This window comes from Cupriavidus sp. GW823-FHT07A04 (genome assembly GCF_058794615.1).
The window spans coordinates 69,498-95,870 of the sequence record NZ_JBXAHA010000022.1; the positions used below are offsets into that span (position 1 = coordinate 69,498).

General features: G+C 65.9%; 21 protein-coding genes. 14 read left to right on the forward strand and 7 right to left on the reverse strand.

The window, feature by feature from the left end; genetic code table 11:
• The first annotated feature begins 98 nt into the window (after window positions 1–98).
• From AC1Q7Q_RS31945 to AC1Q7Q_RS31975, 7 genes are all read left to right on the forward strand, one after another.
• Complete coding sequence (locus tag AC1Q7Q_RS31945; RefSeq protein ID WP_492387257.1) at window positions 99–2,081, forward strand: two-partner secretion domain-containing protein; 1,983 nt, start codon at window positions 99–101, stop codon at window positions 2,079–2,081.
• A gap of 184 nt (window positions 2,082–2,265) precedes the next feature.
• Complete coding sequence (locus tag AC1Q7Q_RS31950) at window positions 2,266–3,129, forward strand: hypothetical protein (RefSeq protein ID WP_492387258.1); 864 nt, start codon at window positions 2,266–2,268, stop codon at window positions 3,127–3,129.
• 638 nt (window positions 3,130–3,767) lie between these two features.
• Window positions 3,768–4,565, forward strand: a complete 798-nt coding sequence (locus tag AC1Q7Q_RS31955) for a hypothetical protein (protein ID WP_492374962.1) — start codon at window positions 3,768–3,770, stop codon at window positions 4,563–4,565.
• A 385-nt stretch (window positions 4,566–4,950) separates the two neighbouring features.
• On the forward strand, window positions 4,951–8,139 hold the full coding sequence (locus AC1Q7Q_RS31960; RefSeq protein WP_492374961.1) for an autotransporter outer membrane beta-barrel domain-containing protein: 3,189 nt from the start codon (window positions 4,951–4,953) through the stop codon (window positions 8,137–8,139).
• Between the two features lie 201 nt (window positions 8,140–8,340).
• Window positions 8,341–9,645 (forward strand): amidohydrolase, encoded by a 1,305-nt coding sequence (locus AC1Q7Q_RS31965; protein WP_492374960.1) that lies wholly within the window; start codon window positions 8,341–8,343, stop codon window positions 9,643–9,645.
• A gap of 207 nt (window positions 9,646–9,852) precedes the next feature.
• Window positions 9,853–11,136 carry a PDZ domain-containing protein gene (locus AC1Q7Q_RS31970; protein WP_492374959.1) on the forward strand — a complete coding sequence of 428 codons (1,284 nt, stop codon included), beginning with the start codon at window positions 9,853–9,855 and terminating at the stop codon, window positions 11,134–11,136.
• Between the two features lie 11 nt (window positions 11,137–11,147).
• Entirely contained in the window at window positions 11,148–11,378 is a 231-nt protein-coding gene (locus AC1Q7Q_RS31975; protein WP_492374958.1) for a hypothetical protein, read from the forward strand.
• 266 nt (window positions 11,379–11,644) lie between these two features.
• Here AC1Q7Q_RS31975 and AC1Q7Q_RS31980 read toward each other — a convergent pair whose 3' ends face one another.
• Window positions 11,645–12,277: an acyloxyacyl hydrolase gene (locus tag AC1Q7Q_RS31980; protein WP_492374957.1), complete on the reverse strand. Its 633-nt coding sequence runs from the start codon at window positions 12,275–12,277 to the stop codon at window positions 11,645–11,647.
• Window positions 12,278–12,594: 317 nt separating this feature from the next.
• Window positions 12,595–13,272: an isochorismatase family protein gene (locus tag AC1Q7Q_RS31985; RefSeq protein ID WP_492374956.1), complete on the reverse strand. Its 678-nt coding sequence runs from the start codon at window positions 13,270–13,272 to the stop codon at window positions 12,595–12,597.
• Between the two features lie 451 nt (window positions 13,273–13,723).
• Here AC1Q7Q_RS31985 and AC1Q7Q_RS31990 point away from each other — a divergent pair, with 451 nt between their 5' ends.
• The 4 genes from AC1Q7Q_RS31990 (at window position 13,724) to AC1Q7Q_RS32005 (ending at window position 18,095) form a co-directional block, all read left to right on the forward strand.
• On the forward strand, window positions 13,724–14,215 hold the full coding sequence (locus tag AC1Q7Q_RS31990; protein ID WP_492374955.1) for a flavodoxin family protein: 492 nt from the start codon (window positions 13,724–13,726) through the stop codon (window positions 14,213–14,215).
• Window positions 14,216–14,436: 221 nt separating this feature from the next.
• Window positions 14,437–15,213, forward strand: a complete 777-nt coding sequence (locus AC1Q7Q_RS31995) for a COG4705 family protein (protein WP_492374954.1) — start codon at window positions 14,437–14,439, stop codon at window positions 15,211–15,213.
• Between the two features lie 194 nt (window positions 15,214–15,407).
• Window positions 15,408–15,743, forward strand: coding sequence for an ElaB/YgaM/YqjD family protein (locus AC1Q7Q_RS32000; protein ID WP_492374953.1), 336 nt, complete (start codon window positions 15,408–15,410; stop codon window positions 15,741–15,743).
• Window positions 15,744–15,794: 51 nt separating this feature from the next.
• On the forward strand, window positions 15,795–18,095 hold the full coding sequence (locus AC1Q7Q_RS32005) for a heavy metal translocating P-type ATPase (protein ID WP_492374952.1): 2,301 nt from the start codon (window positions 15,795–15,797) through the stop codon (window positions 18,093–18,095).
• Window positions 18,096–18,139: 44 nt separating this feature from the next.
• On the opposite strand, the gene AC1Q7Q_RS32010 is transcribed toward AC1Q7Q_RS32005, so the two are convergent.
• Window positions 18,140–19,411 (reverse strand): MgtC/SapB family protein, encoded by a 1,272-nt coding sequence (locus tag AC1Q7Q_RS32010; RefSeq protein WP_492374951.1) that lies wholly within the window; start codon window positions 19,409–19,411, stop codon window positions 18,140–18,142.
• Between the two features lie 292 nt (window positions 19,412–19,703).
• Between AC1Q7Q_RS32010 and AC1Q7Q_RS32015 the strand changes: the two genes are divergently transcribed.
• Window positions 19,704–20,192: a phasin family protein gene (locus AC1Q7Q_RS32015; RefSeq protein ID WP_492374950.1), complete on the forward strand. Its 489-nt coding sequence runs from the start codon at window positions 19,704–19,706 to the stop codon at window positions 20,190–20,192.
• A gap of 54 nt (window positions 20,193–20,246) precedes the next feature.
• On the opposite strand, the gene AC1Q7Q_RS32020 is transcribed toward AC1Q7Q_RS32015, so the two are convergent.
• From AC1Q7Q_RS32020 to AC1Q7Q_RS32035, 4 genes are all read right to left on the reverse strand, one after another.
• Window positions 20,247–21,605, reverse strand: coding sequence for an MBL fold metallo-hydrolase RNA specificity domain-containing protein (locus tag AC1Q7Q_RS32020; protein ID WP_492374949.1), 1,359 nt, complete (start codon window positions 21,603–21,605; stop codon window positions 20,247–20,249).
• Window positions 21,606–21,616: 11 nt separating this feature from the next.
• On the reverse strand, window positions 21,617–22,453 hold the full coding sequence (locus tag AC1Q7Q_RS32025; protein WP_492374948.1) for a universal stress protein: 837 nt from the start codon (window positions 22,451–22,453) through the stop codon (window positions 21,617–21,619).
• Between the two features lie 156 nt (window positions 22,454–22,609).
• Window positions 22,610–23,254 (reverse strand): response regulator, encoded by a 645-nt coding sequence (locus tag AC1Q7Q_RS32030; RefSeq protein ID WP_492374947.1) that lies wholly within the window; start codon window positions 23,252–23,254, stop codon window positions 22,610–22,612.
• A complete protein-coding gene (locus AC1Q7Q_RS32035; RefSeq protein WP_492374946.1) occupies window positions 23,251–24,624 on the reverse strand; it encodes a PAS domain-containing sensor histidine kinase in 1,374 nt (457 codons plus the stop codon). Before AC1Q7Q_RS32035 ends, AC1Q7Q_RS32030 begins: the two co-directional genes overlap by 4 nt.
• Before the next feature lie 282 nt (window positions 24,625–24,906).
• Here AC1Q7Q_RS32035 and AC1Q7Q_RS32040 point away from each other — a divergent pair, with 282 nt between their 5' ends.
• Window positions 24,907–25,329: a response regulator gene (locus AC1Q7Q_RS32040; protein ID WP_492374945.1), complete on the forward strand. Its 423-nt coding sequence runs from the start codon at window positions 24,907–24,909 to the stop codon at window positions 25,327–25,329.
• Between the two features lie 114 nt (window positions 25,330–25,443).
• Window positions 25,444–26,244, forward strand: a complete 801-nt coding sequence (locus AC1Q7Q_RS32045; protein WP_492374944.1) for a helix-turn-helix domain-containing protein — start codon at window positions 25,444–25,446, stop codon at window positions 26,242–26,244.
• Window positions 26,245–26,373 lie beyond the last annotated feature (129 nt).

Sequence of the window (26,373 nt, forward strand, 5' to 3'; positions counted from 1 at the left end):
CAGCATGCCCGCCCCCGAATCGGCACAAATCTCCGTATGCCGGCGGCCTGCCGTCTCTCACTTTACTTACCATGGTCCAAATGATGAAAAAGACATCCATGATTGCCCGCCCGCCCCGCTGCAGCACCTTGCTGAGCGCCCTGTTGCTGGCCGTCCCAGCGCTTCACGCCTCCATGGCATCCGCGCAGATCAGCGCGGCGCCTGGCGGCCCTGCTATCGGCGCGACCGCCAATGGCGTGCCGCTCGTGCAGATCAACGCGCCGAACGCCGCCGGTGTATCGCACAACCAGTTCCAGAACTACAACGTGGGCGCCAATGGCTTGGTGCTCAACAACAGCGCCAACGGCGCCGCCACGCAGATCGGCGGCAATGTCGCGGGCAATGCCGCGCTCGCCAATGGCGCCGCCGGCGTCATCCTGAACGAGGTGGTCGGCAATTCCCGCACCATGCTCAACGGCACGACGGAAATCGCCGGGCAGCGCGCCGCGCTGATCGTCGCCAACCCGAACGGCATCTCCGTCGATGGCGGCAGCGTGCTGAACGCTTCGCGCGTCACGCTGACCACGGGCACGCCGACGCTCACCAGCGGCGGCTCCGTGTCCGGCTTCACGGTGGCCGGCGGCGACATCGCCATCACCGGCAGGGGGTTCGATGCCAGCACGGTGGACAAGGTCGACCTGCTGTCGCGTTCCATGAAGATCGACGCGGCGGTCCGTGCCAAAGACCTGATCCGCGCCGTGGCGGGCCGCAACGATATCGCCTATGACGGCGACCGTATCGATGCCGAGCAAACCAAGGGGACCGATCACGTGCCGGTGCACGCGATCGACGTGGCCGCGCTCGGCGGCATGTACGCGAACGCCATTTCGCTGCGCAGCACCGAGGGTGGCGCCGGCGTGAACATCGCAGGCAAGGTGCAGGCGCTCACCGGCGACCTGAAGATCGAGAAGACCGGCCTGGTCATCACCACGGCGGATCAGGGCGGTGGGAAGGCCAGCGACGACAAGGCTGGCGGCGAAACCGCCAGCGCCGAAGTCGCCCCTGGCTTCGTCGTCGCCGGGAAGGCCACCGAGGACAAGATCAGCGTACGGGCCGGCGCGCAACTGCTGGCGGCGGGCGCCACCGATATCCGTTCGAACAGCGTGGACAATGCCGGCGCGATCAGCGGTAAATCCGGCGTCTCGTTCAAGTCGGCGGTGCTGATCAATGATGGGACCATCACGTCGGACGGTGACATCAAGCTGAACACGGCCACGCTGCGCAACACGAAGACCATCAAGGCCAGCGGCACGCTGACGGCCGATACTTCCACCATGACCAATGGCGCTGACGGCACGATGGAATCGGAGCGGGACCTTTCGGTCAAGGCCGCCACCCTGACTAACGATGGCGTGATCCGTTCCAACGCCGGCAACCTCAACGTGGATGCGGTAGCCACCAGTAACAACGGTACGCTCGCCAGCGCGACTGGCACCACCAAGGTGAAGGCGACGACGTTCACGAACTCCGGCAAGATCACCGCGAGCCAGAATCTTTCGGTCAATACAACGACCGCCAGGAACGAAGGCACGCTGTCCAGCGAGCACGGCAACCTCGACTTCTCCAGCCTCACGTTCACCAACGTGAACCGCTTGTCCGCCAAAGAGGGCAAGGTGAAGGTGCAGTCGATGATCTACTCCAACTCCGGGACCATTGAGCAGGCCCCGCTGGTGGCGCAGGTCAAGCCCGTAGAGCCGTCCAAGCCCGTGGAGCAGGCGAAGCCCGTGGCGCCGACCAAGCCGGTGGAGCAGGCCAAGCCCGTTGAGCCGACCAAGCCGGTTGAGCAAGCCAAGCCCGTTGAGCCGACCAAGCCGGTTGAGCAAGCCAAGCCCGTTGAGCCGGCCAAGCCCGTGCAGCAAGCCAAGCCCGCGCAGGTCTGGCCCGGGCAGCAAGTCTGGCAGGCGCAGCAGGTCTGGCCTGTACAGCAGGTCTGGCCCGTACAGCAGGCCTGGCCCGTGCAGCAGACCTGGACCGTGCAGGTGCCCGCAGCCAACCCCTGGTGGCAAGCGACGCCCATCAGCTGGAATACGCGCTGGTACTGACCTGCTGAAGACATCCGTCGCATAACGCGGCGCGGATGAGAGAAGGAGAGGCGGGCGCCGTCCCGGCGCCCGCCTTTCGCCGCCATCTTGAATCCGCAGTCCATCATGACCAGCGTGAGGAGCGCCCGCTGCGGCAGGCGTGCGTTGACGCCGATCAGAGAGAATTTCTATGAGAACCTATGTCGTGGACATGAACGTCCTGCAATGCCCTGACTTTGCCGCGAAAATCCGAGCGGAAGCCGAGTCCAGGTTTGTCATTCCAGATGTCGCCCTGGTTGAGATGTGCAAGCACGAGGACTGTCGGTTGACCATGAAACTGGCATTGCAGGTGTTCTCCCCGCACATCGATCAGGTGGCGGTTTCTTTCAGCGTGGGTGAGATATCCCATACGGAGTTGAACTCGCGTTGCCCTTCCACCCCGGATGGAATCCTATCTTCCGAGTTCACGAGTTTAGTTGGCAATCTGATAACGGATCTCGCAAAAGACGAGAACGATAAAACCAACGATAGCATTCAAAAGAGATTCAGCGACGCAAGAGCGTCTCTCCTGGGCAAAGATCTGGATGCAGCCAATGCCAGACTCCGCACCGAGCAACTTCTGGAAGTATTGCATCAAGGCCTGAGGCCTAAGCTCATCGCTTCCATCCGAAGTCCAAATCTGAGTTGGCCACGCTTTCTCGCCTTCGTTCAGGTGATGTCTGAGATCTTCTTCTTGAAGATGCTTAAGAAAGATCACGGCATGGAGGAAATTGACGCACTCCGCTTCATCGCCCGGAAGCCGATGTACCTCCGATACAATTATCTGCTGGCAAGGCACTGCCTGATCACGATAAGAAATGGGGGGAACGTCGCCGCGGCAGGGAAGGAGCTCAACCATCAACTTGATCTGGACTATGTCTTGATCGCATCGTACTTCGATGGCCTTTTGTCCCAGGACAAAAAGGTAAACGAAGCACATCGCGACCTGCTCGCGATACTTTCCACTTCCTCCGGGGAAGCCAGAGAACGGGCGATGGATTGGTTCGAGGAGATCGGTCCCCCAGACTGATCGCGGTATGTCCCGGTGTTAAGCGAGAGCGGACGTCTCCGGGATCGATTGCTACGCTTGAAGAACCGTTATTGACAACGGAGCTCACGCTCAAGGGGCGCTGGGCGAGGTCGCCGGCTGGTGGTTCATGGCCGAACTCAGCTGTCGGATCGATCCTTGAACGATGCGGTCACCCTTGCCGCTTCAGCTCTCCCATGCTGCAATCCGGAGCTGACATAGCCGCCCTTCTTCGCGCCAGTAAAAAAACCCAGGCTGCCACGGGGATAACAGCCTGGGGCGCGATTGCGGGTTGGAGGGGGGTACCCACTCTGCAAAGGTCGATCATCGGCACATAGGGGTATGCCGACAAACAAAAGTCTAACGAGGTTTCGTGGCGCTGGAAATCGGATAAGTCTGATTTTCGTGGCGCGAGCAATCGGATAAGTCCGAAATGATGAAGCCCGCCAGCATTGCCACATCCTAAGTCCACGCGCGCTTCGAGGTACAGCGCGCGGAATTCGAGAGCCGGGCGTGGCGTTGCGCAGAATCAGACTTGTCCGATTTTCGGCGCATATCGGCGATGCTAATATTGCCCTTTGACCAGCTTCGCCCGGATCGACCGGCGGTGTTGCGTCGCTTTTGCGCTGCAGAGGTGAGCCTTGTCTGATTCCGTTATTCCTTCCCAACTCGATGTGCCGCCACCATGGGGCACGCGCTTCGATATACGCGATACGCTTGCTGCATACCGTGCCGAGGCCGTCAAAGTGCATCTTGCGGCCACGGCCCCCACCCAGGCGCGGGCGTTGCGCCGCGCGCGGCTGCGCGGGCTGGCTGCCGGCACGGTGGGCTGCGGCACGGCCGCGGCGGCGGCGTGGCTGTTGGCGGCGTCGTTGACGGGCCCCGCTCCCGCGCCCTTGCCTGCACCCTTGCCCGCATTCAAGCCTGTGTCCATGCCCGAGTCCTCGCCTGCGCGATCGCCAGCAGCAGATGCCGGGCTGCAAGCCGCTGTGGCCGAGCAGCCGGAAGCCGTGGCTGCGGCGGTTGACTCGCCCGCGCCCGCGGCGCCTCTGCCCGCCCCTTTGCTGGCTGAAGACGCAACCACCAGCAAAGCCAACAGCACAGCCATCAGCGCAAGCAACGGCACAGCCACCCGCGCCGCCACCAGCCCCATCGCCGCTGCGGTCGAGCACACCGTAGCCCGCAGGCATTCGTATGCCGAGCCGGTTCCTGCCAGGCAAATGGCCGCGCGCAGCGCCAGGGCGCCGGCAGCCCATGACGCGGGCGATAGCGCGGACAGTAACGCGGACAATAACGCGAGCTACAGCGCGGGCTACAGCGCCGGCTACAGGCTGGCTGTGCCGGCGTACGACGCCAGCTCACGCCCGAGCGCCGTGGCCTATCTGCCGCCCGACTCGCATATCACGTTGCATGAGCACTCCCGGCTGATCGACGAGTAAGGCTGCGGCCTTCCACTTGCGCCGATTTCATCGGCTCTGCCCCGCTCGCCGTGGCACGGAGACTGGCCGCGCGCCAGGCGAAACGCGTGTCGCTCCCGGCCAGCATCCCGACATCGGCTTTTGCAGGCGCCCGCTGCGATTTCGCTGTCGATTTCGCTTGCGGTCGAGCAATGCGCCGTGCCTGAGACCGCGCCGTGGCGTTGAGCACCCTGCTTTTCGTACTTGTCTGATTCAAATCTGGTGAACGCGTCTCTAGAATGGACCGGCGAATCAAGCTCTCTCAACGCTCCCCTTCAACGCTTCCATACGCGCTTCATTATTTTCATTAGCCGATTCAGGTCTGGTGCATTTGGTATTGGGGGTGGAGCAAGCCGGACACTCCTCCATGAAACTGCAACCCACTCGAATTTCCGTCGCCATCCTGACACTGCTGTTCCCGGGCATTCAACTGGCCACGGCGGCGACGGCTTACCCCGGCATCGATCTTTCCACACCCGATGGAGAAACCCGGGTGCTCGTCCCCGGTGACACGGTCACGCATGCGGGCTCCGGCACGGCGGTCAATATCAGCGGCGCCAACAACGCCCTCTCGGGCAACGGCGTGAGCATCCAGTCCGGCATCGCAGGCACGTACTTCAGCGCGCAGGGCGTCAGCGTCAGCGCCGGCGGCACCCTGGCACTGTCCGACAGCAACCTCACCGCGCTGGGCAGCTTCGATGCCAATGCCTTGGTCGTGCGCGATGCGGGCAGCACGGCGACCCTGAACGACACGCGGTTAAAGACCGAGGGGCGATATTCCCACGGCGCGCGCGCCATCGACGGCGGGCGCATCGAGATGACAGGCGGCTCGGTTTCCACCCAGGGTGACGAAGCCCATGGCCTGAATGCCGAGGGTACGGACGCCGTGATTACCGCCCACAAAACGCAAATCACCGTCCTTGGCGATGGCGCCTCGGCAGTCCACGCGGCGGATGGTGCCAGCGTCGTCCTGGATCAGGCAAAGCTCAATGCCACTGCCACCACGCATTGGGGCGGCAAAGGCATCAGTGTCGACCGCGGTACCGTGACCGCCACCAACACCGACATCGTCTCGGTCCGCGGCACTGGCATTCACGCGTCTGGCGGCAGCGTCTCGTTCTCCAATGGCACCATCGACGCGTATCGCGATGGCGTGTATCTCACCAGGGCCGGCGGAGCGGAATTCACCCCTTCCACAGCCGATTTGCGCGATGTGGTGGTGCATGCCGAGACGGGTTCTGGCATCGATGCAAACGCTGATGGCGTCCATGCCAGGCTGGAACGCGTGCAGATCAGCAGCAATGGTTCGAACGTCGCCGGCATCCGGGTTCCGAGCGAGAGCGTTGTGGTGGCCAAGGACGTCACCATCAGGATGAGCGGGGAAAAAGGCGTGGGCGTGGACAACCGGGCGGGCGCTGTCACCCTGGACGGCGGCTCGATCACGACGCGCGGCGAAAGCGGGCACGGTATCTACGTGTCCGCACTCGATGGCAGCAGCACCGCGACGACCACCGCGCGCGGCGTCGCTGTCGAGACCTTCGGCAACGCTGCCATTGGCGTGGTCTCGCGCCTGCCCGGGGCCGGCGTCGTGCTCGAAGGCGGCTCGGTCACCACCCACGGCCACACCGCCTACGGCCTGCTCGCCAACGCCGCGCGCCTGGATGCGACAGGTACCATCGTGCGCACCGTTGGTGACGGTTCCCACGGGCTGATGATGGGCAACCAAGGCGCGCAGGCCAGCCTGGACGGCGTCGACATACGCACCAGCGGCACAGGCGCCAATGGCATCGTGGCCTACTCGAACACGCCCGGCGTCGACAACACGATATCGATCCGCAACAGCCATATCGAGGCCGCGAACGGCAATGGCATCACGGTCGAAGGCAGCGGCCTCACCGCGAACCTGGTCGACACCACGATCATCGGCAAATCCAGCAGCGGCGATGGCGCCTTGCTGTACCTGGACGAACGGCGCCCCTCCTCGCCAGACGGCGATGTAGTTGCCGCACGCGATGTGCAGCTCAACGCGCAGCGCAGCCACCTGGAGGGCGACGTGGTGCTCGACAGCGGGTCGGCCAGCGTGAGCCTGCGCGACCACTCCGTGCTGACCGGCGCCCTGCGCAACAACGCCGGGCGGATGGTGGACACGCTGAGCATCGACGGCAGCAGCACCTGGCGCGTGCGCGGCAACTCGGCGGTGGCGCGCCTGGACAATGCGGGCACGGTGTCATTTGCCACCCCGGGCAGCGCGTTCAAGGTGCTGGACGTGACCGGCAACCTCAGCGGCGGCGGCCTGTTCGAAATGCGCACCGACCTGGGCGCCGGCCAGGGCGACCTGCTGCGCGTCGGCGGCACCGTCTCTGGCGATCACCGCGTGCTGGTCGCCAACAGCGGCGCCGAGCCGACGGCCGGCGGCGGGTCCCTGAGGATCATTCAGACCGAAGGCGGCCCGGGGTCGTTCACGCTCGCCAACCGCGATCAATTGGTAGATGCCGGCACCTATCGCTACGCGCTGAAAAGCAGCGATACGGTCGGCGGGCGCGCCACCGACTGGAGCCTCGTCAACAGCGGCGAGCTGTCGCCGGAAGCGGTGGCGCCGCCAGGGCAGTCCGAGATTGCGCCGCCTGGCCCCGAAGACCTGTCCACGGCCGCCAACGCCGCCATCAATACGTCCAGCGCCGGCACCGCGCACGCGATCTGGTACGCCGAAAATGGCACGCTGGCCAGGCGCATGGGTGAGTTGCGCCAGGGCAAGAACGAAGGTGGCGTCTGGATGCGGGGTTTCGGCGAGCGCCAGAAGCTCGACAACCGCGGCGGCCGCTCGTTCGAGCAGACCGTGGGCGGCCTGCAGGTCGGCGTCGACAAGTCCCTGCCGGTCGAAGGCGGGCGTTGGTACGTCGGCGGCATGACCGGATATAGCTCGACCGACCGCCGTTTTCGTGACGAAGGCACGGGCGGCGCCGATAGCTACCACTTCGGCGGCTATGCCACCTGGCTGGCCGATGCCGGCTGGTACGTGGACGGCGTGTTCAAGGCTAACAAGATCCAGCAGAACTTCGCGGTGGTGGCGACCGACGGCCGGTCGGTGAAGGCCGATTCCCACCAGAACGCCATCGGCGTGTCGGTGGAAGCCGGCCGCCAGGTGCGGTTCGGTCTCGGCTGGTTCGTCGAGCCGCAGGTGGCGCTGTCGATGCTCCGCGCCAGCGGCGCCAGCTACCGCGCCAGCAACGGTCTGCAGGTCGATGCCGACAGCGGCAATTCGATGCGTTTGCGCGTTGGCTCCCTGCTCGGCCGCCGCATTGCATTGGCCAATGGCGGCACCGTGCAGCCCTACGTCAAGCTGAGCCTGTCGCAGGAGCTTGACGGCAAGAGCACGGTACGCACCAACGGCGTGGCTACCCGGACCGACCTGTCCGGCGGCCTTGCCGAGCTGGGCGTGGGCGTTGCCGCGTCACTGGGCACGAACCACCGCCTGTACGCCGACTACGGGTACGCAAGCGGCGCCAGGCTGGACAACCCGTGGACGGTCAGCATGGGCTACCGGTACAGCTGGTGACCACAGTGACCACAGTGACCACAGCCCCGTACCCAAGCCCATATCGAGCCAGGATGCCAACGCGTGGTTTCGTGAGGCTTCGTGAGGTTTCGTATCCCCGGCTCTGACATCAGGAAGAAAGGAGAATCCCAGGTGCAAGAAAAAGCCCAGAAGAAAGTGCAACAAAGACGCACGTTGGCTCGCCGTGCGGCGGCGGCCGCCATGCTGCTTGCCGCAGTCAATGCCGGTGCCGGAACATTGGCGCAGCCCAGCGAGCCTGGCGCCGGACGAACCACCCAGTTGAACGGCCTGGTGGCAACCATGTATCCCGAGCTGGACGCCTTGTACAAGGATCTGCACGCGCACCCCGAGCTCGCATTCGCCGAGACCCGCACCGCATCGCGGCTCGCCGGGGAGATGCGCGCGCTCGGCTTCGAGGTGACCGAGAACGTGGGAAAGACCGGCGTGGTGGCCCTGTACCGCAACGGCCCGGGCCCGACCATCATGGTGCGCACCGACATGGATGGCCTCCCCATGGAGGAGAAAACCTCTCTGCCCTATGCCAGCAAGGCAGTCACCACGTGGAACGGGCGCGAGAGCTTTGTTGCGCATAGTTGCGGCCACGACTTGCACATGGCGACCTGGGTAGGCGCCGCGCGTGCCCTGGTCGCCATGAAGGGCCAGTGGCGCGGCACCCTGATGTTCGTGGCGCAGCCGGCTGAAGAGATCGGCGCCGGCGCCAGGGCCATGCTGGCCGACGGGCTGTTCAAGCGCTTTCCCAAGCCTGACACGGCGCTTGCCTTGCACACGGATCCCCGGCCTTACGGCACGATCAGTTACAGCGTGGGCCCGATGACGTCTGCCGCCAGCTCGTTCGAGATCCTCTTCAAAGGCCGTGGCGGACACGGCTCCGCACCCAACAAGGCGCTGGACCCGGTCATCATTGCCGCGCGATTCGTCACGGATGTGCAGGCCGTGACGAGCCGGGAAAAGGATCCGATGGCATTCGGCGTGATTACCGTCGGCGCGCTCCAGGCAGGAAGCTCGGGCAACATAATTCCCGACAGCGCGGTCTTGCGCGGCACCATCCGCGCTTACGATTCCGGGGTCCGGGAATTGCTCGTCGACGGGGTGCGGCGCGTTGCGCGGGCATCGGCAAGCGCGGCCGCTGCCCCTGAACCGGAGATCACGATTATCGACAATGGCCTCGGCGTGGTGAACAGCGAGACGGTGGTCGCACGCGTCGAGGCCGCGCTGCAGGCGGGCCTGGGCAAGGACAAGGTGGCCCGCACGCTGCCGCTCACGACCAGTGAGGATTTCGCGGAATACGGCGGCGAGGGCGTGCCTTCGATGTTCTTCCTTGTGGGTGTGCTTGACCCAGAAGCCGTCTCGGCCGCAAGCAAGCGCGGCGGCAAGCCCCTGGTGTTCAATCACTCGCCCTACTTCGCCCCGGTGCCCGAGCCGTCGATCAAGACCGGTGTCACCGCCATGAGCCTGGCCGTGCTTAGCCTGCTTGCGGCGCCTTGAACGCGCCTTGAACGCGCCTTGAACGCACCTTGACGCACCTTGAACGCACCTTGCCGTGCGATGCTCCCGTCGGCCTGCTATCTGCCTGAGGATCATCGCCCTTGCGCCGGCTTGCCCAGGTGCTGGGCGAACCAGCTTGCAGCCGCGCGGCTGGCGTCAGGCCATCTTCGGTCGCGACGATCATCAGCCATAAGAAAGGACGAACCAATGCAATCGACAATAATCAGCGGTGCCACGCCTCACCGTACCGTGCACACGTCGCGCAAGGCCGCACGGCGCGGCAGCAAGCCGATCTTGGCCGCAGTCCTTGCACTGTTATCCCAGATGCTGATCGCGTCACCCGCGTTGGCAGCAAGCGAATCGGCCGACGCCACGACGGCCGCAGTCGCCTCGCAAGTGACCAAGCGCGACGGCAAGTACTACCTCTACAAGAACGGCAAGCCGCTCAACGACACCGGCTACGACCGTCTGGACATCGAGTTCCCGGGCCTGGCCAAGGCCCGGCTCGGCTCGCAATACGGCGTGCTTGACGCGAACACGGGCAAGCTCGTGCTGCCCTTCATCTACCAGAGCGTCCGAACCGAAACGCTGAACACCATCGGCTTGATCCAAGTGCGCAAAGACAATCTGACGAGATTCGTCGACAGCAAAGGACAGCCGGTCAAGGTGCCCGCCTATGACGTAGTCGCGGATTTCAATGGAGCCGGACAGGGGCTCGCCGAACGTGCCGGCAAACTGTTCATGCTGACATTCAGAGACGGCCAATTGCGCAGCGAGGACGCGGCGCCGCAGTACCTTCCGAGCATCATCGTGCCGCCCGGACTGCGGCAGCGCCCGGCAAATCCGGGCGGTCCGCTCAACGGCACCTACGTACCCGCATCCTATCCGGATCTGAAGACCGCATGGGCCGCGTGGCGCAAAGGGCAACTTCGCGAGCCAGCTCAGCCGGCGATCGTGGTGAAGGGCGACATCGCGTATGTGTCGTTCGGCATCCTGGCCGACCCGCCGTTGCCGATGATGTTCAATACGATGGGCGCGTGCCAGAACGAACATGGCTTGGCGTTGTTCGATACGATGCGGGCCGAAGGATGTGCATCGGCGGAGAAGCCGACGTTTCACTTCCAGCGCGAGCGTGACGGTTCGCTGCAGTGCACCGACTGTTATCCCGCCATGCCGGGTAAGTGGCTGAAACTGCCGGCTGCGACGCAATCGCTCGTCGGCATCGGTATCGTCATCGCCACGCCGCTGCATAGCACGGGTGCGCTCGTGCACGCTGTGATTCCCGGCGCGCCGGCTGAACTCGCCGGCGTGAAACCAGGCGACCGGATCACGACGGTCGACGACCGGTTGACCTCCGCGATGTCGCTCACCCAGATCACGGATCTGATTCGAGGTCAGCCGGCGACTTCTGTGAGGCTGGGAATCGAGCGCGAAACGCAGCGTCTGGAGCTGAATATCGAGCGCAAGGCGATCGTGGTCGAAGCAGACTAACGGAGGGTCTATTGCTCGTACTCGATGGCCACGCCCCGATCACGGCGGACGGGACCAGCGCCTGCTGTGCGTGCCGCAGGAGCGGCTGGTGCGCATGGTGCCGGGTCGCGTTTGTCGAGATCGACCTGCCGGCCATGCCATCGGCACTGGTATGGCGGGCCGACGACCGCAGACCGATCCTTCAGGAACTCGACGCGCTGTTGCTGCGCATTGGCCGCCGCTACGGCATCGCTCCCGCCTGAGCCCGGGCGCAAGCCTTTTAGGGTTCTTCAGACTTTCGCGTGGGTAAGTGGCGGGAAGCAATACGCTGGTTTGCTCCCCTCTCCCATGAAATGGGAGAGGGGCCGGGGGAGAGGGCGGGCGCTCGCTCAACGTCATGCGCCTCGCTCTTGCGCAGGCCCGCCCTCTCCCCCAACCCCTCTCCCGCAATGCGGGAGAGGGGAGCTACGGCAGCGCTGGATTTAGCCCAGCGATGCATCGACCCACACGAAAGTCGGATGAATCCCTTTTAGAAGCGGGCCGAGTACTGAAGCATGTAGAAGTTGATGCCGGGGTTCGGCTCCTTGATGCCGGCGTTGGAGTAGTGCTGGAAGCGCACCCCCAGTTCCGAGTCGATCGCGTCGCCAAACCGATAGCCGGCGGCAATGCGATCGCCAAACTGGAACGCCGTCGAGAATACTTTTGAGTCCGAGATGCGCGTGCGCGACAGCAGGTGCACGCCGGCGCCAACCTCGGCGAAGGGCCCCGAGCGGCCGGCACCCTGAACCCGGAAGATGGGTGTAAAGCCCACATCGCCCATGAGGTTGCTATTGCTGCCATGTGGATTCCAACCACCCACGGAAGCTTCGAGACCCAGGCGAACACGGACTGACCGCGAGCTCGTCGCCCAAAGGTCGGTCTTCAGGTTCCATCGCGCCTCCAGGCGTGCGATCGAGGCATCGCCGCCCGCACCCAGTGCTGCCCCAAGACGAACCGGCTCGAACCACGCGGCATCCTCGCTGGCGGGCGCGGCAAGCGCGGCGGCGCTGGCAAACGCACTGGAAATCAGGACGAAGGAGAAGACAGATCGAAGCATGACAAAAGCCTTGTGAAGATGAATTCTTGTTGTTGGTGACACCTTGATCGCGTTGGAAGTGAACACAAATCAAGAGGATTCCATCGGCATGGCGAACAATTCCCCGGCCCGCCGCCCCTCCTGGCTGGACTTCGCGCGAAAACCCCGAATTATGCGTTCGGCGCAAGCGACCGAATAGATACCGCTAGCGCATATCAGTGTCCCAGATTTGGAACGACGTGGACGGAACAGGCGTGAAGCCTACTATCAAGCGGCGCACCGGCACGCGCGAAGTTGCTCTCAGGGCTGGAATCGGAGGGAAGCCATCGAGCCGATGGCCCCTCGCTTGACAGTTGCCGTATGTGAATGCCCGAAGGTATTCCGCATAGCAGCGGTGCGAAGCATCAGCGCGCCGAGTCCAGCATCTCGCTGTCCTTCACCACGTTCTGGGCCTTGGTGTAGCTCTCGATCAGCAACTGGTACGCCGGGAAGATCTTGGTGTAGATCTCGGCCCACTGCATGGCATCATCCCTATGCCAGGTCTTCTGCAGTTCCGAAGCGACCGCGGCAGTGTCCATCGGTACCACCCCAGCCTGTACAACACGGGCAAGCGTGATCTCTTGAGCCATCTTCGAGTATGTGCCAGACGCATCGACGACGGCGAAAACCCTGTAGCCATCCGCGACAGCGCTAATCGAGGGAAAGGCCATGCACACGCTCGTAATGGTGCCCGCGATGATCAGCGTCTTGCGGCCGGTGGCCTTCACCGCCGCCACGAAATCCGGATTGTCCCAAGCATTGATTTCGCCTTTGCGGGCGACATACTGGGCGTGCGGCGCGTTCTCGTGAATCTCCGGGATCAGCGGACCATTGGGCCCTTGCGGCACGGAGGCCGTGGTGATGACCGGCAGCTTGGAAAGCGTAGCCATCCTTGCCAAGGCTGCGGCACGGGCGCGCAGTTCTGGCATGGGCATATCGCCCACAGTCTGGAACAAACCGCTCTGATGGTCGATCAGCAGCATGGCCGAATCACTGGGGTCAATCATCGGGCGCTGGCCATTGAAGTTAGCAGGTGTGCTCATCGTGCTTCTCCTTGGGGTGAAGGTGCGTCTGCACCAAGTATTGAATGCTCTGCCGCCCTGTGGCGGCAGAACAGGAACTACCTAACCATCTGACCAAAGCGCCCACTGTTGAAGTCGGCCTAGGCCTGGACGATGTCTTCCTTGCTGTTCATCACGAAGGTGACCGTAACCCACGATAGGTTCATCAATGGGCTCGCCGCTCAAGAGCATGATTGGATTCCATCGTGTCGTCGCGGCTAGAGCATAGGGGTGAGGCGGCATGGCCGGTAGACTGCCAAAGTGGGCGACAGAGTCCTATTTCGAGAACGATGGGGCCGCTCTTCTCGTGCAAGCGCTCACAGATTCTCTCTACCAGGTTCACGTCGTGAACTACCGCGGCCTTTCCTCGGCTAGCTGGTGTTTGGGGCGTGATAGAGTTCGCAACGTACCGGCGGATGGCGAGTAGGAACAAATGAAGACGCTGCTGATCGTCTACCACACGATGACCGGGGGAACAAAGCAGATGGCCGAGGCGGCGGCCGACGCGGCGCGTATGCAGCCTGACATCGCGGTCAGGCTGCAGCGAGCGGCCGAGACCGGTCCGGACGATGTGCTGGCGGCCGACGGCTATTTGTTCGCGACGCCGGAGAACCTGGCCGCGATGTCCGGGCTGATGAAAGACTTCTTTGATCGCTGCTACTACGCGGCGCTTGACCGTGTGAACGGCCGCCCGTACGCGGCCATGATCTGTGCCGGCAGCGACGGGCAGAACGCGCTGCGCCAGGTCGAACGCATCGCTACCGGCTGGCGGCTCAAGTGTGTGGCGCCGGGCCTGATCGTCTGCACCCATGCACAGACGCCCGAACGCATTCTGGCACACAAGGAGATCGGCGCCGAGGACCTGGCGCGCTGTGCCGAACTGGGCGCTGGCCTGGCGGCAGGTCTTGCGCTTGGCGTCTTCTGACGTCGAAACCCGTCACATTCGGGATTGTCACGTTCGGGCTTGACGCGATAAGCCTCCCGCCACCACGCGCCAGCGGCTGATAGTCAACTTTCGTCCTCCGCCCCGCCCGTTGCGCCGCAACACGGCCTTAATGCTGCCTTAATCCCGCGCGAACTAGTATCTGGCAATCCTTGCGGTGGCAGGAGTCCGCCGCGCCAAGCCTAACGTCGAAGGAGTTCAACATGACAGCACGCCCCAGCTACGAGGCCAGCACCGCGGCGGCCAGCAAAGTGCCGGAAGTCACACTGGCATTCTGGCTGATCAAGATCGCCGCGACCACGCTCGGAGAGACCGGCGGCGATGCGCTGTCCATGACGATGGGACTGGGCTACCTGGTCAGCACTGCGATCTTTGCGGCGGTGTTCCTGGTGGTGGTCTACGCCCAGGTTCGCGCCACGCGCTTCCAGCCGCTGCTGTACTGGGCCACCATCGTGGCCACCACCACGGTCGGCACGACCCTGGCGGACTTCGCGGACCGCTCGCTCGGCATCGGCTACGCCGGGGGATCCACGTTGCTGGCGCTGCTGTTGCTGCTGTCGCTGGCGTTGTGGTATCGCTGGCTTGGCACGGTCTCGGTCGACAGCGTGCATTCGCCGCGCGCCGAGCTGTGCTACTGGGTCACCATCATGTTCTCGCAGACGCTTGGCACGGCGCTGGGAGACTGGACCGCCGACACGGCCGGGATGGGTTACGTGGGCGGCATGGCGATCTTCGGCTCGCTGCTGGCATTGCTAGCCCTGGCCTACTACCGCACGCGGGTCTCACGCACCCTGCTGTTCTGGGCGGCCTTTATCCTGACGCGCCCGCTCGGGGCGGTGGTGGGCGACTTCCTCGACAAACCCCTGCAATCCGGCGGGCTGGCACTGGGCCGCTTCAGTGCTTCGGCAGCGCTGCTGGGCTTCATGGCGCTTTGCCTGCTGCTGATGCCGCAGCGGGCCGCGGCCCGGGCCGGGCACTAGCGGCCGGCCCCCGCTGTATCCGCTTGCGGGAGGATGCGAGCGGTATCGGGAAACGACCGGGGGGTGGGCTGCGCCCTTCATCCGCCCCAGGCTTGATGGCGATCAACCGCCGGGCGGGCGCCGAACCTATAGTGGTATGTGGCTTAGCTTCATCCCGCCGTACCTTCATCGTTTCCACCCGCCAGGAGTGCGCCATGAACGACGTCAGATCCGTATTTTCCGTACACCGCGCCGCGCTACAGCGCGATGTCAACGTCTTGCTAGCCGATGTGCAGGCATTGCTGCGCGACGCCGCCGCCTTGACCGGCGAGCAAGCCGGCCAGGCCCGCGAACAGTTCAAGGTGCGGCTGGAGGCGCTGCAACTGCGCCTGCGCGAGCTGCAGGCGCAAGGCCGCGGCCAGGTGCGCGATCTGGCCGATGCGGGAGAAGCGTACGTGCAGGCGCACCCATGGCGTGCGCTGGGCGCGGCCGCGGCGGTTGCCGCCGTATGCGGGGTGCTTGTCGCCATGTCGGTCTCGCGCCGCGATTGATGGCCGATCGATAGCGGATCGATAGCGGATTGATGGAGGATCGAAGGCAATATGGCGCCTGCGCAGCCTCGCCACCACCGCTGGCTCAACCTCGGGCTGCTGGCGACCTGCGCGCTCACGCTGAGCGCCGGATCGCTGCTGTACTGGTTCGAATCGGCGGCGCTCGCGCGCACCGTGTGGCTGATCGGCGTCCTGCCGGTGCTGATTGCCCTGGCCGCCAGCACCGTGCTCGCGGCGTGGCACCGCAAGGCCGGCGTGGATGTCCTGGCTCTGCTGGCCATCGGCTTCGCATGGTGGCTGGGCGAGCACTTTGCCGCCGCTGTGATTGCCCTGATGCTGGCCAGCGGACGCGCACTGGAGAGCTATGCGCAAGCGCGCGCCGCCAGCGAGATGAGCGCGCTGCTGCGCCACGCGCCGCGCGAAGCCAGCCGCTTCGAAGGCGGCGAATGGCGCCCGGTACCGCTGGAGCTTGTGCACCCCGGCGACCGGCTGCTGGTACGCGCGGGCGAAGTGGTGCCAGCCGATGGGACGCTGCTCCAGGCTGCCGAACTGGATGAATCCACCCTGACCGGCGAGGCCATGCCGCAGCGCCGCGCGCCGGGCGAGCCACTGCGCAGCGGCGTGGTCAATGCCGGCGCGCCGTTCGAGATGCTCGCTGGCGCCACGGCGGCGCAAAGTACCTACTCGGGCATTGTCCGCCTTGTGATGGAGGCGCAGCAAAGCCGCAGCCCGTCCATGCGCCTGGCCGACCGCTACGCCCTGCTGCTGGTGCCGCTGGCGCTGGCCGTGGCCGGCGCGGCCTGGATCATGACCGGCGATGCGCGCCGGGCACTCGCGGTGCTGGTGGTGGCCACCCCCTGCCCGCTGATCCTGGCGGTGCCGGTGGCCATCGTCTGCGGCATGTCGCGCGCTGCCAGCCGGGGCATCCTGGTCAAGAGCGGCGGTGCGCTGGAGCGGCTGGCGCAGTGCCGCGTGCTGTTTTTCGACAAAACCGGAACCCTGACCACGGGCCAGGCCCGCGTCTCGGCCATCGAGGCGGCGCCGGGACACGCGCAGGACGAAGTGCTTCGCCTGGCAGCTTCGCTGGCACAGGCCTCCGTGCATGCCAGCTCCCGCGCGCTGGTCGCCACGGCGCGCGAGCGCGGCCTGGCACTGGCGTTGCCGGGCGAGATCGTCGAGGATCCCGGCGCCGGCCTGCGTGGCAGGATCGGCAGGCATGTGGTCACCATCGGGTCCCTGGCGCATGTGGCCAGCACAACCACACCCACGCCGTGGAGCACGGCATGGGTACGGCGCATGGGCCATGAAGGCGCAGCGGCCGTCTTTCTTGGTGTCGATGGCGCTATGCGCGGCGCGCTGCAGCTTGCGGACCAGATCCGGCTTGACACGCCCCGCGCGCTCAGGCTGCTCAGGCAGGCCGGCATCCAGCGCATGGTGATGCTGACCGGCGACCGCGACGACGTGGCGCAGATGACAGGCGCGATGCTGGGTGTGACGCAAGTGCGCGCCCAGCAGACGCCCGCGCAAAAGCTCGCGGCAATTCGCGAGGCGCAGCGCAACGATACGGTCATCATGGTTGGCGACGGCGTCAACGACGCGCCCGCGCTGGCCGCCGCCGACGTCGGCGTGGCAATGGGCGCGGCAGGCGCGGCCGCGTCGGCGCAGGCTGCGGACGTGGTACTTCTGGTCGACCGCCTGGACCGCCTGGCCGAGGCGATGCAGATCGCCCGGCGCACGCGCCGCATCGCCGTGCAAAGCGTGGTGGCGGGCATGGCGCTGTCGCTGGCGGCCATGATCGCGGCCGCATTCGGCTACCTGCCGCCAGTGGCGGGCGCGCTGCTGCAAGAACTGATCGATGTCGTTGCGATTCTCAACGCGCTGCGGGCACGCAAGCCAGGGCCTGAATGGCAGCCCGCACACATCACGGCGGCCGAGGCCACCAGACTGAAGACCGAGCATAGCGAACTGGGGCAGGTGCTCGACCAGGTGAGATCGATGGCGGATCGCGTAGCCAGCCTCCCCGGCCAAGCCGCCGCAGCCGAACTGGCAGCGCTCAACCAGGCGCTGCGCGAGCAATTGCTCGCGCACGAGATCCACGACGATGCCGACCTCTATCCGGAACTCGCGCGGCGCCTCGGCGGCCAGGACCCGCTGGCCGCGCTCAGCGGCGGGCATCGCGAGATCTTCCACCTGGTCGGCATGCTGGAGCGCATCGCCGCGGACCAGCCCGCGGACGGCATCGACCTGGAAAGCGCGCAGGAAGTCCGGCGCCTGCTCTATGAGCTCAACGCGATCCTGCGCCTGCATTTCGCGCAGGAAGACGAGCTGTATCACGCGCTGGGGGACGCCTGACGATCTGCCCGCTGCACGCGCTGCATAGCGTGCCCGGGCCGGCATCAGCGCAACGACACCAGCGCGAGCGCTGCGGCCCAGGTCACTGCGGCAGCCAGCACAAGCCCCGCACCGACACGCAACGCAAAGGCACGCCCGCCCGCGGCAGCCAGCACGATCTTGGTAGCGGTATTGGCGGAAAAGGCCGCCAGCACCGGCCACACCGCCGCCTCTGCCGACATGCGTCCCGCCGCCACCTGCGCGGCAACCGACACGGTTGCAGCATGCGCATCGGCAAACCCGCCGGCCACGGCCACCATCATCAGCATCCCGGGCCCGGACCATGCTCGCGTGGCGCCATTGGCCAGCAAGAGCAAGGCCATGAGCAGCACGAACCCTGCCGCTACGCGCCAGTCCAGCGAGGGGCCCGCCAGTTGTGCGCCGTCCTGTGCGCCTTCTTGCGCACCATCCTGCGCGGCTGGCCTGCGCGCTGCCAGCCAGAGCCAGAAGCCGGCATAGAGGCCCATTGCCGTCAGTCCGGCCGCGAGGGGCAATGCTAATGCCCTGAGCGCTGCCGCGCTGGTCGCCGCCAGCAACAGCAGCATCTGCACGAACGTGGCCACGCTGGAAAGCAGCGCGGCCGCCACGGCCGCATCGCGTAGGCCGGGCGCCTTGCGCACCATCGCCGCCATCGAGCCGATGGTCGCCGCGCTGGAGACGAAGCCACCAAACAGGCCGGTCACCGGCAGGCCCACCCGCTCGCCGAACAGCCGCGTGGCGATATGCCCGGCAGCGCCCATCAGCATCACCAGCATCGCCACCAGCCAGAGCGTGCGCGGGTTCCAGGCGTCGAACGGGCCCATGTAGCGGTCGGGCAGCAAAGGCCAGATCACCAGCGCCGCCACCGCCAGCATCAAGGCATCGCTCAGCTCCTGCCGGCTCAGCGCGTTGCGCACCAGGCCGTGCAGGGTTGCCTTGCCGTGCAGCAGGATCGCAAGGACAGTGGCAATCCCGGCGGCAAGCGCCGGATGCGTGACCGCCAGCGCGCCGAGCAAGACCGTGCACAGCAACGCCATCTCCGTGGTCATGCCGGGATCCCTGGCCGCGGTGTGGCGGTAGCCCAGGGCGGCCAGGCCGGCGATCGCCAGCAGGACCGCCGGCAACAACCCGGCGTTGGGCAAGAACGCGCCCAGCGCGCCGCCGACGCTGGCAATGGCAAACGTGCGCAAGCCAGCCGGCGCCTCGGCACCTTCCGCCGCCTGGCTGCGCTCCCGCTCCAGCCCGATCGCAAGACCGATCCCGAGCGCGACGCTAAATGCCACGACCGTGTGATCCATGCTATCCCCCCGGAAACGGTCCAGCTTACCGGCACCATGGCATTCAGTCTGGCCCATGCTTGCGCAACCGGCTTGATGTGCCGCAAGCTTGATGCGGATCAACAAGCGCCGGCGGCACGCTTCTAGAATCATCTGATGGGCGAAACCGTGATTTGCCGTGGTCGCGCGACTTGCGTGAGACAGGCCCGGTAAGACAGTCTCGCCCTGACCGTTGACAACAGTGAGCGGCTCAGCAGCAATCCACGCGCATTACCGCACTATCGCGTTACCGCGCGCATCCAGGAGATTCACCATGACAGACCAGACCGACGTCCCCCTCGCATGCTTCACCGCCAATTGCGAGGCGGGCCTGCGCGCGCTGACCCTGATGCAGGAGAGCCGGCAGCGCTTTCTCGAACTCCAGCTCGATGCGGTACGCAAGGATATCAAGACCTTGCACGACGCAGGCGCGCAGCTGGCGAATGCCGGCGACTTCGCCACGCTCGCCACCCTGCCGGCGACCTTCCTGCGCAACCAGGCCGAGCATTATGCACAGCGGATGCAAGCCTGGATGAATCTCGCCATTCACAACCAGACCGCCATGGTGGAACAACTGCGGGAAGCCGCAGAGACCTGGCAGCGCTGCCAGGCCGCGGCGCTGCAGCAGGCCGGGAGCACCGCCTCGCTGCCCACGCAAGTGCAGGCTATGTTCGAAAAATTCAGCCAGGCGGCGGCCACCCTGGACGGGACCGCCACCAGCACCGGTGCTGCTACGCACAAGCGCGCCGCTCATGCCGGCTGAGATATTGCTGAGACGCCGGCGGGGATGCCGCCGGCCACCGCTTGCCATGCCCGCCTAATCCAGCGCGTACGAACGAAGATACTCCGGCATCGTGACCGCCCAGCGCAGCTCCCGCTCGATCCGCAGGCGCAGGGCGTCGCTCGCGCACGGCTCGCCATGCACCACAAAGGTCTGCCGGGGCGGGCTGCCGAAGCCGCCAAGCCACGTCATCAGCTCATCGGCATCGGCATGGGCCGAGAGCGAAGTGATCTGCTCCACCGAGGCCTGGATCGCAACCTGCTTGCCATGGATGCGCAGTTCACGCATGCCCGAGGCCAGCGCCGCGCCGCGGGTGCCGGCGGCCTGGAAGCCCGAGAGCAAGATCGTATTGCGCGCATCCTGGCCATAGGTCTCCAGGTGATGCACCACCCGCCCGCCGGTTGCCATACCGCTGCCGGCCAGGATGATCTTGGGCGCGCGGTCACGGTTGAGCCACATGGACTGCTGCATGCTCTGGATCAGGATGGCGATATGGCAGGCCGCCGTGCAGGCCGCGCGGTCGATCCGCAGTTCGTCCGGGTGCAGGGCGAAGATCGTGGTGGCGTCGATCGCCATTGGGCTGTTGAGGTAGACCGGCACCTGGGGAATGCGGTTTTGCTCGCGCAGCTTGTAGAGGCAGTACAGCAGCGCCTGGGTGCGCCCGACGGCAAACGCGGGAATCACCACGCTGCCGCCGCGGCCGATGGTGCGGCTGACGACCTCGCCCAGCGTGTCGAGCGGATCATGCGCGGGATGGGCGCGGTCGCCGTAAGTGGACTCGACCAGCAAGTGATCCGCTTCGCGAAGGACTTCCGGGGCGCGCATCACGATGTCCTGCTGGCGTCCCAGGTCGCCGGAAAACACGATCCGCTTGCCATCCACATGCAGCGTCACGATGGCCGAGCCGATGATATGTCCGGCGCGATGAAACTCCGCCTCCACGTCGGACGTCACCCGCACCCGCGTGTCGTAGTGAAACGGGTCGAGCCGGCGCAAGGCGCGCACGGCGTCCGCGCCGTCGTAGAGCGGCAACGCCGGCTGATGCCGCGAGTAGCCCTTGCGGTTGGCGTAGTGCGCGTCCTCCTGCGCCAGGTGGGCGCTGTCGGGCAGCAGGATCTGGCACAGCTGCGCGGTGCCCATGGTGCAGAACACCCGCCCCCGAAAACCGTTGCGCACCAGCAGCGGCAGGTATCCGCTATGGTCGATATGCGCATGCGTGAGCACTACCGCGTCCAGTGTGGACGGATCGACCGGCAAGCGGTCCCAGTTGCGCAGGCGCAGCGCCTTGTAGCCCTGGAACAGCCCGCAGTCCACCATCACACGGCTGCGGCCGGTGTCGAGCACATACTTGGATCCCGTGACCGTGTCGGTGGCGCCGAGAAATTGCAGCTGCATGGCGCGCTCCGTCAATGCGACAACAGCAGAGGCACCGGCGTGTGATGCATCAACGTGCGCGTGGTGCCGCCCATGATCAGTTCGCGCATGCGCGAGTGCCCGTAGCCCCCGGCCACCAGCATGTCGGCCCCCAGCGCGCCAACCGCGTCGAGCAGACTGGCTGCGACGGGCCCCGCCTTCTGCACGTTGCGCACGCCGGCCACGATGCCATGGCGCTGCAGGTAATGCCGCAAGCCGGCCACCGGCTCCGAGTCTGCCCGCGGTTCGCCGCGATCGTCCCAGACGCCGATGATGGTGACGTGGCTGGCGCGCAGCAGCAAAGGCATGGCATCGGCCACGGCCCGGGCCGCTTCGCGCTGCCCGTCCCATGCGATCGCCACGTGCCCGCCATGCAGCCGGCGAAACGCCTGCGGCACCAGCAATACCGGGCGCCCGGCGTTGAGCAGCACGTACTCGGCGGCCCCGGCGCCCAGGGAAGGCACTTCCTGCGTTGCCTCCGGCCGAGCCATCACCGCCAGATCGGCTACGCGGGCCTCCTGGGCCAGGACCCAGCCGGTCTCCTCCTCGACCACGCGATGCGAGAACGGCACGCCCGGCGCGTGCGCCGCCATGGTGCCGCTCAGTATCTCGCCCTGCAGCGTGGCCTGCGACAGCAGCCTGCCGCGCGACGCCGCCATATGCCGCGCAACGTCATCGCCCGCGCCCCGGACCGGGTCCAGGCGCAGGCCGGTGGCGCTGACGCCGGTGACATGCGCGCCAAAAGAGGCGGCCAGGTCGGCAGCCATCCTGACGCGGGATGCGCAGTCGGGATCCGCTCCGAGCGCGACCAGCACGGTCCGGTAGTCCATGATGTGCTCCATGTATTGGCGAGCATGCCTGCTGGCAGACCCGGTCCAGTTCATGGTGGCACAGCGCGCCTGCCGCACTTTGTCCCAGATCAAGCGCAGGAAGCGCAGGAAGCGCAGGAAGCACGGGAAGCGCAGGAAGCGCAGGAAGCGCAGGGGCTAGATATCGCCTTCGCCAAACAGGCGATGCTGGATCGCATAGCGCACCAGCGCCGCCTCGCTGGGCAACCGCAGCTTTTCCATCAGCCGCATCTTGTAGGTGCTCACGGTCTTGGCGCTGACGCACAAGGCGGCGGCGATCCCGGTCAGCGGCTCGCCTAGCACCAGGCGGCGGTAGACTTCCATCTCGCGGTCCGACAGGCGCAGGTGGGGATCCTCCCGGTGCTCGTCCTGCAGGCTGTTGGCCAGCTTCTCGCCCATCGCGGCGCTCACGTAGGTGCCGCCCGCGGCGACCTTGCCGATGGCGCTGACCAGCTCCGTGGCCGCGCTTTCCTTGGTCAGGTAGCCCGCCGCCCCGGCCCGGAACGCACGCACCACGTACTGCTCCTCGGCGTGCATGGTCAGCACCAGAATACGCAGCTCGGGCTGCTCCACGCGCAATTGCCTGATCAGCTCCAGCCCGCTGCGCCCGGGCATGGAGAGGTCCAGCAGGATGACCCGGGCCTTGCAGTCGCGCGCCATCTGCAGCACGGCGGCGCCATCCACCGCCTCACCCACCACCTCGAAGCCGCCCGCGCGGCTCAGGATGTGGCGCAGCCCGTCGCGCATCACGGCGTGGTCGTCGGCAATCATCACAGGAATCACGGGCTTGCCTCCTCGCTCGTGGTTGGGGCGGTGTTTATGGCCGTGGCCAACGGAAAGCGCACGGTCAGGCAGAAGCCCTCGCCAGGCGCTTGGCTTGTCGCTACGGTGCCGCCAAGCAGCCGTGCGCGCTCCCGGATCCCCACCAGCCCCAGCGATACCCGCTCGCCACCGGGAGGCTGCGCGGCGGCATTGCCGCGGCCATTGTCCCGTACGGTCAGCTCAAAATGGTCGTCCTGGCGAACCAGCTCGATATCGACCCGGTCGGCCTGGGCATGCTGCACGACATTGCTGAGCGCTTCCTGCACGATACGGAATACCGCGGTGGCCGCGTGCTCGCCGACGTCTTCCTCCTCGGCGGCATGGGTGATGACATTGACGCCATAGCGGGCGGAGAACTCCTTTGCCAGCCATTCGATCGCCGGGATCAGGCCAAGCTCGTCCAGCAATGCCGGGCGCAGGTCGGCGGCGATGCGCCGCACCGAAGCCACGGTTTCGTCGATGACCAGGTGCATGGCGGCGGCCTGGTCCAGCAAGGCAGGCGCCGTTCCCGCGTCCTTGAGGTCGCTGGCGAGGATAGCCAGGTCCATTTTCAGCGCGCTCAGGCGCTGGCCCAGGTCGTCGTGCAACTCGCGGGCGATACGGCGGCGCTCCTCTTCCCGCGACGCCTGGACCCGGTCGGAGAGTTGCTGGAGCTCCTCGCGCGACTGCCGCAAGGCCGTCTCCACCCTCACCCGCTCCGTGGTGTCCCGCAGGATGACGGTAAACAGCTTGCCGGCGCCGTCCTGCGTCTGGGAGATGGAGGCCTCGATGGGGAACTCCGTGCCGTCCTGGCGTAGCGCATGCAGTACCCGCTGCTGGCCCATCTGCCGATCCGTGACCCCGGTGACGCCGAACCGGCGCACGTGCGCCTCATGCGCCACACGAAAGCGCGCCGGAATCAGGTCCGCCAGGGGGTGGCCGGTTACCTGCGCGGCGGTGTACCCAAAAAGACGCTCCGCCGTGGGATTGAACAACACGATGCACTGCGCTTCGTCCACCGTGATGATCGCTTCCATCGACGAACGGATGATCCCTGCCAGGCGAGCCTCGCTGTCCTGGATGCGCGCCAGGTTGTCTTCCCCCGCGCGCCGCAGCCGCCGCAGCCGCACCAGCATCAGGGAGAGCATCACGGCCACCGCCAGGCCCCAGGCGCCGAGCATCGGCGCGGCCAGGCCGCCTGGCCGGGGGGCAAGCACGGTAATGAACCACAGTGCCAGCAGCAGCAGGAGCACGAGCACGGCGCCGCCTGCTGCCAGTTCGCCAAGCGTGGCGTGAAGCGATGTCTTCGGCGTGGAGGGCAAATTCGGTGAAGGAGGCTCGTTGGTCGCCATGGCTGGTCGCGAAGTGCTCCCGAAGGGTGGCAAGTCCTGCGTGGATCCCGCGAGGATCGCCGGAGGCTCTCTTGTAAAGGTAGGCGATTTGAGTGAAATGCACACGCCCTCTGTGATGTGTTCGCAATATAGCGAGGTGGGCGTAGCAGGTACCATCGTCCGAATAGCCGATGGCCTTTGTCAGGATTGCCTGACAGGGACCCGCCTTTTTCCGACACCACTCTCAGCCACCGCTGCTTTCTGCCCATCACGGCGCAAGCCATACTTGATTGCATGGATTCCATGACGCTTCCTGAACGCCTGACCGTCCTGCTACTCGAGGACTCCGTCCTGATCGGCGCGCGGCAGGCCAGGATGCTGAGATCGATCAAGGAAGTGGAACTGCTCGCGCTGGCCCGCGAGCCGCGTGCCGCACTGCTGGCCGCGCAGATCCTGCTGCCCGACATTGTCATCCTCAGCCTGAGCAGGTATGGCCGATCGGGGCTGAGCGCACTGCAGGGCCTGCGAAGAATGCGCCGCCAGGCGACCGTGGTCGTCCTGAGCAACTGCCCGGCGCCGCCAATGCGCAGTGCTTGCCTGCGGGCCGGCGCGTCGTACTTCTTCGACAAGACCATGGAATTCGACGCGTTGCGCAGCACCCTGCTGCGCCTTGCGGCGCAGAAGCTAACCGCTCGGGCGGCGGCACCGGAACACACCGCGGCATAGTGCGCGCAGCGCTTTGCCCGGCATCGGCGGCAAACACGGCCGACAGCAGGGGCCAGTCCGGGCAGCCAGGGGCAAGAGATAAGAGACCAGAGACCAGAGACAAAGGAATCAGCCATGTCAGCGTACCTGCAACAGCAAGCGAAAGCGCCTGCGGCGATGCCCCAGGCCTTTCACAGCCCCCAATTGCTGGATTTCCTGCCCCTGGAACCCACCCCGCCGGCCACGGTGTCCCATAAGGCAAATTGCTCAAGCTGCGCCATGCGCGCCATCTGCATGGGCGGCAACCTGAACGATGCGGATCGCTCCAGGCTCGATACCGTGATCCACAACTGGCGCATGGTCCGGCGCGGCGAAGCGCTCTACCGGGCCGGCGACGCCTTTCAGAGCATCTACGCGCTGCGTTCCGGATCGTTCAAGACGGTGTTGGCGCACCAGAACGGCTGCGAGCAGGTCAGCGGCTTCTTCCTCACCGGCGAGACGCTCGGGCTGGATGGCATCTGCACGGAGCACCACGCCTGCGACGCCATCGCCCTGGAAGACAGCGCGGTGTGCGTCATTCCCTTCCATCTGCTAGAAGCGCTCTGCCGCGAAATGCGCTCGCTGCAGCAGCACGTGCACCGCATGCTAAGCAGCGAGATCGTGCGCGAATCGGGCGTGATGCTGCTGCTCGCCAGCTTGTGCGCGGAGCAGCGCGTGGCGGCATTCCTGCTCAATATCTCGGCGCGCCAGCATGCGCGCGGCTACTCCCGGCGCGACCTCGCGCTGCGCATGACGCGCGAAGAAATCGGCAGCTACCTGGGCATGAAGCTCGAGACCGTCAGCCGCACCTTGTCGCGCTTCCAGCGCGACGGCCTCATCGAGGTCAAGGGCAAACGCGTGACCTTGCTGGATCTTGACGCGCTGGACCGCATCTAGGCGGGCGCCGTTGCGCAAGCCGCCCCTGCCAGCCTTGTGGAAGCAGTGAGCGCGTGGCCCGCCATCTTGCGCGCCTGGTTGACGTTGGCTTGACGTTGATCAGGAAACGCGCACGGTTCGGCTTGCGGC